The following is a 12,360-nucleotide window of genomic DNA, read 5'->3' as shown; positions in this document are numbered from 1 at the left end:
ATGGATCAAGAGTTAAAGCAACGATTGATTGGCGCCGCCGTGATTACGGCACTGGCGGCCATTTTTGTGCCGATGCTGTTCGACGACCCCATCGATGAATCGGGTAAAAGCATCAACGAACTGAAAATTCCGGAATTGCCCGCCAAGGCGCAAGATGTGGAAATCATGCCGTTGCCGGAGAAAGTGGAGGATGTGGCGACGCTGGCGGAACAGAAAAAACCCGACTCGCCCGCGGTGGTTTACGAAGCGGACGATGAAGGGGAGCTGGAAACTTCGCGGCCGGCCGCGCGTATTACGGCCAAAGATACGCTTCCGACGCCGGCGGCAGCGGCCAAATTTGTCGAGCCGGATGTCGAGGAAGAAGATGTGCCGCCAGCGGCGCCGGTTGTGCCGGCGGTCAAGCCGGCAAAGCCCGTGCCCGCGCCTGCGACGACGGCCGCGACGACGGCCGCCGAGGCACCGGCCAAAACGGTTAAGCCGCCGGCTGTCGTTGCTCCCGCAAAGCCCGCCACCGCGCCGGAAAGCGCGGTGACCCGTCTGTACCTGAATGCCGGCAGCTTCAGTCAATTGGCCAATGCGCAAGCATTGCAGGATTCGCTAAAAAAACAGGGTTTTGCCGCTTCGATAAAGGAAGCGACCGGCGAAAAGGGCAAGGTTTACAAGGTCAGGGTCGGGCCCATGCTGGACAAGGCCCAGGCCCAGGCTGTCAAGGCCAAATTGTCGCAAATCAATGTCAACAGTTTCGTCACGGGTGATGAATAGCGGCTGCCGTCGTCCGCTCCGGCGGGTTTGAGCATGTGGGATGTATTGCCCTGGGACAAGATGGTCTGGGTCGATTATCTGATTGCCGGTTTGGTGACGGTGTCGGCCGTGATAGGTTTGCTGCGCGGTTTCGTCAAGGAAGCCCTGGCCTTGCTTAGCTGGGTGGCGGCTGTCGGGATTGGTCTGCATTACTGCCGCGATTTCGCGCTGCTGATGCAAAATGTCATCAGTCATCCATCGGCGCGTATCGCCGCCGCGTTCGGCATGTTGTTTTTCATGACGCTGGCTTTGGGCGGCCTGATCGGCTTGATTCTGAATCACTTGTTCGACAAAGCCGGCTTGACCGGTTCCGACCGGCTGTTGGGCATGTTGTTCGGCGCGGCGCGCGGGTCGGTGTTGGTTTCCGTTTTGGTGTTGCTGGGTGGAATGACCCCTCTGCCGGAGGATTCCTGGTGGAAGCAATCGTTGACGATTCCGCCGTTTCAAGCCCTGGCCGTTTGGCTGAAAGATCACATCCCGTCGGCTCTGACGGGCTCTATTCATTATCGTTAGCTTTAGGATTGTTATGTGTGGTATTGCCGCAATTGTTTCCAATCAAAATGTCAATCAGGATTTGTACGATGCCTTGACCGTATTGCAACATCGGGGACAGGACGCCGCCGGGATTGCCACTTGCGAGGGGTCCCGTCTGCATTTGCGCAAGGAAAACGGTTTGACCCGTGATGTGTTTTCCAGCAAGGAAATGTTGAAACTCAAGGGTAGCATGGGGATTGCTCATGTCAGATATCCCACCGCCGGCTGCACCAGCGCGGAAGAAGCGCAACCGTTCTACGTCAATTCGCCCTTCGGCTTGACGCTGGCGCACAACGGCAACCTGACCAATACCGATGAATTGAAAATTCAGGTATTCGTCGACGATCAGCGGCATATCAATACCGGGTCGGATTCGGAAGTGTTGTTGAATGTGTTTGCCCACGAATTGCAACAGACCGGCCGCTTGACACTGACGGTCGACGACGTGTTCAAGGCCGTCAGCATCGTGCACAAGCGCTGCCGGGGCGCCTATGCGGTGGTAGTGATGATAGCCGGTTTCGGCATTTTGGGTTTTCGCGACCCGCACGGCATTCGGCCCATCGTATTCGGCGAGCGCCAGAACGACGATGGCGGCAGCGATTACATGATCGCCTCGGAAAGCGTAGCGCTGGATGTGCTGGATTTTAAACTGATCCGCGACATCGCGCCCGGCGAGGCGGTATTCATCGAAGCGGCCGGTAAACTGCATACCAAGCAATGCGCGGAAAAAACCAACCATTGCCCCTGCATTTTCGAATATGTCTACTTTGCCCGCCCCGATTCCATTATCGACAACATATCCGTCTACAAGGCCAGAATGCGGATGGGTAAAAAGCTGGCCAAGAAAATCCAAAAAGAATGGGACAACCACGACATCGATGTGGTGATCCCGATTCCCGATACCAGCCGCACCGCCGCCCTGCAGATTGCCCACGAGTTGGGGGTCAAATTTCGCGAAGGTTTCATGAAAAACCGTTATATCGGTAGGACTTTCATCATGCCCGGACAGAAAATGCGGAAAAAGTCGGTCAAGCAAAAATTGAATGCTATCGGCCTGGAATTCAGCGGCAAAAATGTGTTGTTGGTGGACGATTCGGTGGTGCGCGGCACCACCTCCGAGCAGATTATCCAGATGGCCAGGGATGCCGGGGCCAAGAAAGTCTATTTCGCTTCCGCCGCGCCGCCGGTGCGTTACCCGAACGTTTACGGCATCGATATGCCGGCCGCTCATGAACTGATTGCCCACGGGCGTACCGAACAGGAAGTCTGCAAGGCCATAGGGGCGGATAAACTGATCTATCAGGATCTGGAGGATCTGATAGACGCGGTGGGCAAGGGCAATCCCAACATCAAGCAGTTCGATACCTCCTGTTTCAGCCATGAATACATTACCGGCGATATCGACGACGACTATCTGGCGCGCGTCGAGGCCTTGCGCAACGACGGCGCGCAGGAACAACGCAATGCGCCCACGGCCGCCGCGCAAAAATAAGGGGAGTATGAAATGACGGATTTCGACAGACAGGATTATTCCCTGGAAACCCAGGCCATCAGAGTGGGGCACAGTCGCACGCACGAGGACGAGCACAGCATTCCGATATTTGCCACCTCCAGCTATGTGTTCGCATCCGCCGAACAGGCCTCGCTGCGTTTTACCGGCAAGCAAGCGGGCAACATTTATTCGCGCTTTACCAATCCCACCGTCAGCGCATTTCAGGACCGTCTGGCCCTGATGGAGCGCGGCGAACGTTGTCTGGCCTTTGCCTCCGGCATGGCGGCGATCATGGCGGTGGGCATGGCCTTGCTGAAGGCCGGCGATCATGTTTTGTGTTCGCGCAGCGTGTTCGGCAATTCCGTATTGGCCTTTCAAAATTATTTCGGCAAATTCGGCGTCGATACCGACTTTGTCGCCTTGACCGACCTGTCCGCCTGGGAAGCGGCCATCAAACCGAACACCCGCTTCCTGTTTCTGGAAACTCCATCCAACCCCTTGATCGAAATCGCCGACATCCGGGCCTTGGCGGACATTGCCCACCGGCATGGCTGCCTTCTGGTGGTGGACAACTGTTTTTGCACTCCGGTATTACAACAACCCTTGGCCCTGGGGGCTGATCTGGTGGTGCAATCGGCCACCAAATTCATAGACGGCCAGGGTCGTTGCGTGGGTGGAGCAGTCATAGGCAACGAAGAGCTGATAGAAAAGGACATTTACCCCTATCTGCGCACCGGCGGCGCCAGCATGAGCCCGTTCAACGCCTGGGTGTTTTTGTCCGGTCTGGAAACGCTGGCCATACGGATGAAAGCGCATTGCGACAATGCGTTTGAGTTGGCCAAGTGGCTGGAAACCCAGCCGGCGGTGGCCAAGGTGCATTATCCCGGTCTGGCCTCTCATGCCCAGCACGAGTTGGCCAAGCGTCAGCAAAACCATTTCGGCGCGGTGGTCAGTTTCGAATTGAGCGGCGGCAAGGAACAGGCCTGGCGGCTGATAGACGCCACCCGCATGTTGTCGATTACCGCCAATCTGGGCGATGTGAAAACCACCATCACCCATCCCGCCACCACGACTCACGGCAGATTGAGTCCCGAAGCCAGGGCGGAAGCCGGTATTGCCGACAGTTTGGTCAGGGTTTCGGTGGGTCTGGAGCATATAGAGGACATCAAGGCCGATTTGTTGCGGGGCCTGTAGGGGAATTGCATGGAATTTGCCAAGAACGTGCTTTCGGATAATGTCCGGATTCTGAAAAGCCAGGTTTCCAAAACCGCTTATCAGGGCGTGGCCATAGCAATTTCCGCCATCATCATCGCCACGCTTTGCGTGGCTTATTACCAAACCGGCGCCATCACGCTGGAAGCCATTGTCAAGGCCCAGTCCGAGAATTACGGGCTTTGGGTGTTGGACAGCATACCGTTTGTGTTCGGCTTTTGGGGCCAGTATTCCAGCGCCATCATCGCCTATCAGGCCGGCGCGATGATTTTCGATCAAACCCAGGAACTGCGCAGCCGGGCCGAGTCCATGGAAAAGCAGGCCAATTACTCCGCAACCCACGATATTGCCACCGATTTGCCGAATCGGGTGTTGTTTTACGACCGGGTCGAGCAAGCCATACGCTCGGCCAACCAGCAAAACAAACTGTTGTCGGTTTTATTGGTGGAGTTCGCCAATTTCAAGGAGGTTTACGACACCCTGGGCCGCAACAGCAGCGATCTGGTTTTGAAGCAAATCGCCACTCGCCTGCAAAGCGTGGTGCTGGGTAACGACAGCGTCGCCCGCATCGACGGCAATATTTTCAGTTTATTGGTGCCGGCCACCGATGACGAAAATGCCGGCGTGATGTTGGCCAAAAACGTGCAGGCCGCCTTGGAATCGCCCTTCAAGGCCGAGAGGCTGAACCTGTCCATACATGTCAACATCGGTATCGTAAACTTTCCGGAACACGGCGGCGATGTCGACACGCTGGTGCAAAAAGCCGGCGTGGCGCTGTTTATGGCGGGCAGGTCGCATGAAGGTTACGCGGTGTATACCTCGGCCTTTGACGATCACAGTCCCCGGCGCTTGACCCTGATGAGCGAGTTGCGTCAAGCCCTGGAAAGAGACGAGTTGCAGATTTATTACCAGCCCAAGGTCGCGGTCGGAAGCGGCCGTTTATACGGCGCCGAGGCCCTGGTGCGCTGGAACCACCCCAAGCACGGTTTTGTCCCGCCCGATGAATTCATTCCGATGGCGGAAAGAACCCGCATGATCAAGCATTTGACCTTGTGGGCGTTGAAACAGACCTTCAGGCAGTGTGCGGAATGGCATCGGCAAGGTCTGGATTTGATCGTTTCGGTCAATTTGTCCGCGCGGGACCTGCACGATCCCGAGTTGCCGGACATCATTGCCGGGGTAGCGGCGGCGTCCAGAGTGCAACCCTCCTGGATGATGCTGGAAATCACCGAAAGCTCCATCATGACCGACCCGGAAAGAAGTCTGGACATCATCCAGCGCTTGCACGACATGGGTTATAAGCTGTCGATCGACGATTTCGGTACCGGTTATTCCTCCCTGGCTTATTTGAAAAAAATGCCGCTGACCGAGTTGAAAATCGATAAGTCCTTTGTCGGCGACGTGCTAAAAAGCGACAACGACGCAGTGATCGTCAAGGCGACCATCAACCTTGCCCACAACCTGGGGCTGCAAGTCACCGCGGAAGGGGTGGAAAACCAACAAATCCTGGATATGCTGGATGACTATGCCTGCGATCTGGCCCAGGGCTATTATTTGAGTAAACCGATTGGGTTGGAAGATTTCAACCAATGGATGCGTCTGGAAGCGGCAAAATTTATTAATCCGCAAGCAAGCTGACGCGGGAGCCGGCGCGCCGGCCGGGTCAAGCGCGGAATGCAAAAATAAGCTATCTTTGATGCACCCATCGATATACACGAGAGTTTCGCCATGTTTCAAGAACGAAAAGAATACAGAAAAAAATTCAACGCCGTCGGTCAGTTGAATGTGGGAGGTGAAACCTTGCAGTTCAATTGTTACGACGTCTCCGTCAAGGGTGCCATGGTCGAACTGCTGCCGGGACAACTGCTGGCGACGGTGGACGATTTTGAAAAGCTGCTTGTCGAGGACAGGCGCGCCGAAGTGTTCATCGAAGAGCTAATGCTGGCCGGCGAAGTCAACATCGTCTGGGTGCGGGAAGAGCGCGGCCGGATCCTGACCGGGCTGGAATTCGAAACCGTGGTGCATGACGCCGACAAGTTATGGCTGAAGCGGCGCGGTTATCGTAAAACCGAACCCTTTACAGCCGAGTTGTTTGTCGATAAAGAGCGTTTGCATGTGGAAGGTATCAACCGTTCCACCAAGGGCCTGTGCGTGAGAATGCCGGCTCCGCACCCCGCCGTCAAAGTCAATGCGCCGGTCAAGTTGCAAATCAGGGAGTTCGGCTTAGTGGCCCTGGGCAAGGTGGTCTGGGTCAAGGAAAAGACCGGTGCCGTCCTGGTTGGCTTGCAGATCATCTCGATAGGATGAGTGGACCTTCAGTTCTATAGCAAGGGATCCAACTGTCCCTGCATATCGAGTGCATGTAAATCGTCAAAACCGCCAATATGGCGTTCACCGATAAATATCTGCGGAACCGTTCGGCGTTTGGTTTTTTCCATCAGTTCCTCACGCAAGCCGGGCTTTGCATCGACATCGATTTCCGTATAGCTTGCGCCCTTGCGCTGGAATAATTTCTTGGCCATGGTGCAATAGGGACAAAACCGGCCGGTATAGATTACGATTTCGGACATGATTAAAATTAATAAATGCTTATAAACGGGTCATTCTAACCAGCAGCGCGGTTTTGCTCAATAGCCAATGCTCGGGCCAGCTGGCTTAACAGGGTTTGCGCGGCGGACGTCAACGAGTCGCCGAAGGCGACGATGCCGTCTTGGTGGCCGAGCATGCTGAACAAGGGCAAATGATGCAGCTGTCCGGAGGCAAAAAGCCCTTCGACGGCCAGGTTCATTTCCACGCTGCCGTAGGCAATTTCAACGGCGGTAAACGGCAAGCCCAAACAGCGGGTTTGTCGCCAAATTTCCGGGCAATGCACGTGGATTACCGCCTGGGCGGATGGGGTCAGCGCGTAAATGGCGGCATGGGTCAAGGCTTCCGAGGACGGCATGCTGGGGCCCAGGGACTGTATGCTGTTGAGTGTTGCCGAAGCGCCTGTCACAACGGCAAAATCCTTGGGCGCAAGATAAGCAAGCTGGCCGGTTTGAGTGCCGGATATCAAAAATCCGTTTCCGTCCGGCGCCAGTCGTTGGCTGATATTGCCGTAACCCAGTCCTTCGTATCTTTCCGGCTTTTGCCCGATCAGGCCCAGGCGGAACAGCAGGCAGCGCCAGCCGTTGATAGGGCCGGTATCGATGGCGTCGGGTAGCGGGCTTTGCCGGTGCTCCAGCCGATATTTGATGACACCTTCCGATTCAGACATGTTATGTTGTTCCCTTGTTTATTTTTTCTTTTAGTTTCATATACATGAGTTTTATTAGCTGCATATGCCGTTTTGGGTTCGGATTACTGTTGCTGCTGGTCAGCGCAAGCCCGGCACTGGCCCAGAATCAAAAACAAAGTACAAAAAGTATCACAATCGAAGAAATTCAGCTGCGAATACAGTCGGTCAAGGAAAGGCAAAACGTGTCCGACGAGCTGAAAAACCGCATTTTAGCTGCTTACCAGGAAAGCGAAGTCAACCTGAGGCAATTGCAGGCCCAGGAAAATCAGGCCGAAGCCTTCAAGCGCGCGTCAAGAAACTTGCCCTTCGATTCCAAACAATTGCAGGCGCAGATCAGGGAAATGGAGGCGGCGTTAAACCAGCGCAAGCCTGAAAAGCCGGGTTTTGTGCCGATGGACGAACTTGAACAGCGTCTGGTGATGGAAAAAACCCGCCTCAGCGACCTGGATGCGGAAATTGCCAAAAATGAAGCGCAGATCAACGAATTGACTAACGGTCCGCAACTAATCCGGGAAAAAATTTCCGAGATAAAAAACAAGCAGGCGGCCACCCAACAGGAACAGCAGCAATTGGCCGGCAGAAGCGGCGCCAATGAATATGAAAAGGAAGCCAAGCAAATTCAACTGGAGATCCGCTCCAGACTGTTAAACAGCAGTTTGATAACCTTGGGCCTGGAAAACATCAGCAATCCAGTGCAATTGCAGTATCAGAAGGATCGCATGAGTCTGTTGAACCTGCAGCGCGAACGGCAGATGCTGCTGATCAGCGAGTTGGAGACCGCATTATTGGAAAGACGGCAGCAGGAGATAGACAAGGAGCAGGCCGCATTGATACAGGCGGAGAAGGCGGCGGAGGGCAAGCATCCCTTGATCAGGGATGCGACCCGGGAAAATATGCGCTTCAACCGGCAGCTGCAAAAAATCAACAAGAACATCGAGTTCTATCAAAGCCAGAAAGCCGAACTGGATGCGCGTTCGCAACAAATCGAGAAGGACTTTCAAAGCGCGGAACAAAAAATCAGTCTGGCCGGCTTGAGCCCCGCCCTGGGGAATTTATTGCGGGAGCAGCGGCGCAATTTGCCGCAGCGCAAACAATTCAACAGCCTGAACGACGGCATTCAAAGCGAAATCGCCGCGGCCAGCCTGGAAATGTTCAAGCTGGATGAAACCAAAAAGCAGCTGTCGGATGTAAACCAGGTCCTGCTCAGCCGGCTGGAGCAGGAATTGCCGGCCGATGTGGATGCGGCGGAATCGCTGCCCATCCGAACCGAATTACGCATGCTGTTGAATGATCAAAAGGAACTGGCGGGGCGCTTAAGCGCGGCTTATAGCGACTATGCGCGGGTACTGGGCGATGTCGACTTTGTCCTGCAGCAGATGTTGAACGGGGCCGACCGGTTTGGCGCCTATCTGGATCAACGCCTGTTGTGGGTGCCCAGCGCCCCGGTGATTACCGAAGATTACCTGGGCAATATGTCGCAATCGTTGCTATGGATCGTGTCGCCGGCCAATTGGTTGCGGGCCGTGAGCGATGTCGGCAAGGGCCTGGAGGCTTATCCGTTTTTCTTGCCGGCGATGGTGGTGGCCTTGGTGTTTTTATATTGGCGCAAGCGTACCGATTTGAAGTCGAATTTGGCCGCGCTGCTGACCAAAAGCAGTGGCAATCAATACTTGCTCAGTTTCAATCAAAATTTGAGTTGCCTGGGCTATTTGTTGCTGCTTTCCTTGCCTGCTTCGCTGGTCATGGTCTGGATGGCATGGGTCATGACCCTGAGTCCGGGGGCGGATAATTTCAGCCGGGCGGTGGCCGGCGGCTTGACAGCCGCCGCCGTTTCATTGGCGGTATTGCAATTTTTTTATCGCATGAGCAAACCGGAAGGCGTGGCTGACGTTTTGTTTCATTGGAACCGGCGGACGGTGAGGCTGCTTTTCAGTCAACTCAAGTGGGCGCGCTTCGTCATCATCCCTTGCATATTCCTGCTGGGAATGGCGAATACCAATCTGTTTTCCGGCTACAGCAATGCGCTGGGCAGATCCGTTTTGATCATCCTGATGCTGACCATGTCCTATGTGATGCATCGTTTGACGCATCCGCGGAGCGGCCTGGGCAACACCTATTTCGCCAACTCGGACGGCTGGGTCAGCCGTTTCCGCTACCTGTGGTACTTTTCCGCCGTCGCGGCGCCGCTGGCGGTAATTGGCTTTGCGGTTATGGGCTACTATCAGAGCGCGCTGGAGCTGCAGAGCAAGCTGATCATTACGTTGCGGTTGGTATTTGCCACGGCCCTATTCCATGCCCTGGTGTTGCGCTGGTTGACGGTGACCAAGCGACAGCTGGCCTTGCAAAATGCCCGGCAAAAACGTAAGCAGGCCGATCAGGCCGCCGCTGTTTCCGGTGTCGAGGGAGCTTACGCGCCGGAAGAAAACTTGCTGGATCTGTCCAAAATCAATCAACAAAGCAACAAATTGCTGACGACCATGATCGCGGTAATTCTGGTGGTGGGCGTCTGGATGAACTGGAAAGACATTTTGCCGGCGTTTTCCATTTTCGATCGCGTCGAGCTTTGGCAATATAACGACCTCGTCGATGGCAAGGAAGCGGTAATCCGTATCACGATGACCAATCTGCTGATCAGTTTTTTCTATGTCGGTTTGACAGCCGTATTCGTCAGCAACTTTCCCGGCTTGGTCGATTTGCTGTCCGCCGGTAAATTCGCCATGACGGCCGGCAGTCGCTATGCCTTGATTCAACTGGTGCGCTATTTATTGGTCAGCGTGGGTTTTTTATACGTCGCCAACGAATTGGGCGGCAGATGGGCGCAAGTACAGTGGTTGGTGGCGGCGCTCAGCGTGGGTTTGGGTTTCGGTTTGCAGGAAATTTTCGCCAACATGGTGTCCGGGATCATTTTGCTGTTCGAGCGGCCTATTCGGGTGGGCGATACCGTTACGGTGGGCGATGTCACCGGCCGGGTCTGCAGAATTCAGATGCGCGCCACCCATATCATAGATTGGGATATGAAAGAGCTGGTGGTGCCGAATAAGAACATCATTACCGAGCGCTTGGTCAATTGGACCCTGACCGATACGGTTACCCGGGTGGTGTTGATGATAGGGGTGGGCTACGGCAGCAATGTCGAACTGGTGGAAAGGGTATTGAAAGAAACCATAGCCTCGGTGGAACTGGTGTTGCCGGAACCGGAGGCTTCCGTCAGTTTCATGGCTTTCGGCGAAAGCTCGCTGGATTTTCGAGTGTGCGTATTCGTGCGGGAGTTGGGCGACCGGATAGCGGTGACTCATGAGTTGCATAAAAAGTTTTACGCCGCCTTGCAGAGCCATGGGATCGAGATTCCGTTTCCGCAGCGAGATGTACACATCCGTTCGGTGGCGGACGGTATCCAGGCGGTTCGGGTCAGTGGCTAAGTCGGCGATTTCATTAAAAAACCATTCTGTAATAAAATGTCCGGCTTTGTAACAGTTTGGTTTTTAGCCTAATCGAATGCGTTGTCCGTTTTGCTCAGCACAAGATACCCGGGTCATCGACACCCGTTTGGCCGATGAGGGCGACCAGGTCAAGCGCCGGCGCGAGTGCGCGGTTTGCAAGGAGCGCTTTACCACGTTTGAAGTGGTGGAGTTGACGTTGCCGCCGATTATCAAGCGCAACGGAGCCCGGGAAGCTTTTAGCGAAGCCAAATTACGCGCCGGCATGCAGCGGGCGCTGGAAAAGCGTCCGGTGAATGTCGATGCGGTCGAAGCGGCCATCAACCGGATCAAGAAAATTTTGGTGGGTAAGGGCGAGCGCGAAATTCATGCCGATGAATTGGGCGAACTGGTCATGAAGGAGTTGAGCGCGTTGGATCATGTGGCCTTCGTGCGCTTTGCCTCGGTGTACCGCAGCTTTCAGGATGTCAGCGAATTCACCGACATGATAGAGCAGCTTAAGCAGAGATGAGTGCCGCCGATGCCGGCTTCATGGCCAGGGCCCTGCAACTGGCCAGGAATGGGTTTTATACCGCCGATCCCAATCCGCGGGTGGGTTGTGTGTTGGTCAAGGACGGGCAAATTCTGGCCGAGGGCTGGCATGCGCAAGCCGGGCAGGCGCACGCCGAAGTCGATGCCTTGGCCAAACTGGCCGACCCGGCCCTGGCTCGTGGCGCAACCGCTTATGTCAGCCTGGAACCCTGCAGCCATCACGGCCGTACCGGTCCCTGTTGCGAAGCCTTGGTCGCGGCCGGCATCCGCCGCGTGGTAGCGGCCATGCAGGACCCTAATCCGCTGGTGGCGGGAAACGGTCTACGGAAAATGCGCGACGCCGGCGTCGAGGTTAGTTGCGGTTTGTTGCGGGCCGACGCCGAGCAATTGAATCGCGGCTTTATCAAACGCATGCTGAGCGGTTTGCCGTTCGTGCGCAGCAAGCTGGCCATGAGTCTGGACGGCCGCACCGCGCTGGCCAACGGCGCAAGCCAATGGATTAGCTCGGAACAGGCCAGACAAGACGTGCAAAAATTCCGGGCCGAAAGCAGTGCCATCGTTACCGGAATCGATACCGTGTTGGCCGACGACCCGTCCCTGAATGCCCGAGTGGATTTTGCCGTCAAACAGCCGGTCAGGGTGGTGCTGGATTCGCATTTGCGCATGCCGCTGAATGCCGGGATGCTGCAACTGCCCGGCGAAACCTGGGTGATCGCCTGTCATGAGGATCATGCCAAACAGATGCGCCTGCGGGATGCCGGTTGCAAGGTCTGGACGGTGGACAGCCGCATGGGCCGGGTCGATTTGAACGCGGCATTCAAGTTGTTGGCGCGGCAGCAAATCAACACGGTTTGGGTGGAAGCCGGCGCAAGCTTGAATGGTGCCTTGCTGCAAACGGAACTGGTGGACGAATGGCTGTTGTATGTGGCGCCCTGTATTTTGGGCGACAGCGCCCGCGGTCTGTTTCGGTTTCCCGAATTGCATCGCATGGAAGATAAAGTCAAGCTGGAGCTGCTGGACTCCCGGCAAATCGGACCGGATTTGCGTTTGCGGTATCGGCCGCGGCGCGCTTGATT

11 protein-coding genes are annotated in these 12,360 nt (G+C 55.6%); 9 read left to right on the top strand and 2 right to left on the bottom strand.

Annotated features, from left to right (window positions below; genetic code table 11):
• The 6 genes from NP590_RS20495 (at window position 1) to NP590_RS10945 (ending at window position 6,346) form a co-directional block, all read left to right on the top strand.
• Window positions 1-762: an SPOR domain-containing protein gene (locus tag NP590_RS20495; protein WP_305888663.1), complete on the top strand. Its 762-nt coding sequence runs from the start codon at window positions 1-3 to the stop codon at window positions 760-762.
• Window positions 763-795: 33 nt separating this feature from the next.
• Window positions 796-1,314, top strand: coding sequence for a CvpA family protein (locus tag NP590_RS10965; RefSeq protein ID WP_256602424.1), 519 nt, complete (start codon window positions 796-798; stop codon window positions 1,312-1,314).
• 13 nt (window positions 1,315-1,327) lie between these two features.
• Window positions 1,328-2,827, top strand: coding sequence for an amidophosphoribosyltransferase (gene purF / locus NP590_RS10960; RefSeq protein ID WP_256602423.1), 1,500 nt, complete (start codon window positions 1,328-1,330; stop codon window positions 2,825-2,827).
• Window positions 2,828-2,839: 12 nt separating this feature from the next.
• On the top strand, window positions 2,840-4,021 hold the full coding sequence (locus NP590_RS10955) for an O-succinylhomoserine sulfhydrylase (RefSeq protein ID WP_256602422.1): 1,182 nt from the start codon (window positions 2,840-2,842) through the stop codon (window positions 4,019-4,021).
• Window positions 4,022-4,030: 9 nt separating this feature from the next.
• A complete protein-coding gene (locus tag NP590_RS10950; RefSeq protein WP_256602421.1) occupies window positions 4,031-5,677 on the top strand; it encodes a putative bifunctional diguanylate cyclase/phosphodiesterase in 1,647 nt (548 codons plus the stop codon).
• A 90-nt stretch (window positions 5,678-5,767) separates the two neighbouring features.
• Window positions 5,768-6,346 (top strand): PilZ domain-containing protein, encoded by a 579-nt coding sequence (locus tag NP590_RS10945; protein WP_256602420.1) that lies wholly within the window; start codon window positions 5,768-5,770, stop codon window positions 6,344-6,346.
• Window positions 6,347-6,360: 14 nt separating this feature from the next.
• Here NP590_RS10945 and grxC read toward each other — a convergent pair whose 3' ends face one another.
• A complete protein-coding gene (grxC, locus tag NP590_RS10940) occupies window positions 6,361-6,609 on the bottom strand; it encodes a glutaredoxin 3 (protein ID WP_256602419.1) in 249 nt (82 codons plus the stop codon).
• Window positions 6,610-6,644: 35 nt separating this feature from the next.
• On the bottom strand, window positions 6,645-7,295 hold the full coding sequence (locus NP590_RS10935) for a class II aldolase/adducin family protein (protein WP_256602418.1): 651 nt from the start codon (window positions 7,293-7,295) through the stop codon (window positions 6,645-6,647).
• A 44-nt stretch (window positions 7,296-7,339) separates the two neighbouring features.
• Between NP590_RS10935 and NP590_RS10930 the strand changes: the two genes are divergently transcribed.
• The 3 genes from NP590_RS10930 (at window position 7,340) to ribD (ending at window position 12,358) form a co-directional block, all read left to right on the top strand.
• The gene (locus NP590_RS10930; RefSeq protein WP_256602417.1) at window positions 7,340-10,735 is read left to right on the top strand and encodes a mechanosensitive ion channel domain-containing protein; all 3,396 of its coding nucleotides are present in this window, start codon (window positions 7,340-7,342) and stop codon (window positions 10,733-10,735) included.
• Window positions 10,736-10,811: 76 nt separating this feature from the next.
• The gene (gene nrdR / locus NP590_RS10925) at window positions 10,812-11,264 is read left to right on the top strand and encodes a transcriptional regulator NrdR (RefSeq protein ID WP_256602416.1); all 453 of its coding nucleotides are present in this window, start codon (window positions 10,812-10,814) and stop codon (window positions 11,262-11,264) included.
• Window positions 11,261-12,358, top strand: coding sequence for a bifunctional diaminohydroxyphosphoribosylaminopyrimidine deaminase/5-amino-6-(5-phosphoribosylamino)uracil reductase RibD (ribD, locus tag NP590_RS10920; RefSeq protein ID WP_256602415.1), 1,098 nt, complete (start codon window positions 11,261-11,263; stop codon window positions 12,356-12,358). Before nrdR ends, ribD begins: the two co-directional genes overlap by 4 nt.
• The last annotated feature ends 2 nt before the right edge of the window (window positions 12,359-12,360 follow it).

Source organism: Methylomonas subterranea, assembly GCF_024505185.1.
In the GTDB taxonomy this organism is placed as follows: domain Bacteria; phylum Pseudomonadota; class Gammaproteobacteria; order Methylococcales; family Methylomonadaceae; genus Methylomonas; species Methylomonas subterranea.
The sequence above is the reverse complement of the archived record's forward strand: the minus strand, read 5'-3'. Positions and strand labels throughout refer to the sequence as shown.

Excerpts from the sequence above, each read along its gene's own strand:
- nrdR (WP_256602416.1), top strand. The coding sequence starts at position 10,812 with ATGCGTTGTCCGTTTTGCTCAGCACAAGATACCCGGGTCATCGACACC.
- ribD (WP_256602415.1), top strand. The coding sequence starts at position 11,261 with ATGAGTGCCGCCGATGCCGGCTTCATGGCCAGGGCCCTGCAACTGGCC.
- NP590_RS20495 (WP_305888663.1), top strand. The coding sequence starts at position 1 with ATGGATCAAGAGTTAAAGCAACGATTGATTGGCGCCGCCGTGATTACG.
- NP590_RS10930 (WP_256602417.1), top strand. The coding sequence starts at position 7,340 with ATGAGTTTTATTAGCTGCATATGCCGTTTTGGGTTCGGATTACTGTTG.
- NP590_RS10965 (WP_256602424.1), top strand. The coding sequence starts at position 796 with ATGTGGGATGTATTGCCCTGGGACAAGATGGTCTGGGTCGATTATCTG.
- NP590_RS10950 (WP_256602421.1), top strand. The coding sequence starts at position 4,031 with ATGGAATTTGCCAAGAACGTGCTTTCGGATAATGTCCGGATTCTGAAA.
- purF (WP_256602423.1), top strand. The coding sequence starts at position 1,328 with ATGTGTGGTATTGCCGCAATTGTTTCCAATCAAAATGTCAATCAGGAT.
- NP590_RS10935 (WP_256602418.1), bottom strand. The coding sequence starts at position 7,295 with ATGTCTGAATCGGAAGGTGTCATCAAATATCGGCTGGAGCACCGGCAA.
- NP590_RS10955 (WP_256602422.1), top strand. The coding sequence starts at position 2,840 with ATGACGGATTTCGACAGACAGGATTATTCCCTGGAAACCCAGGCCATC.
- NP590_RS10945 (WP_256602420.1), top strand. The coding sequence starts at position 5,768 with ATGTTTCAAGAACGAAAAGAATACAGAAAAAAATTCAACGCCGTCGGT.
- grxC (WP_256602419.1), bottom strand. The coding sequence starts at position 6,609 with ATGTCCGAAATCGTAATCTATACCGGCCGGTTTTGTCCCTATTGCACC.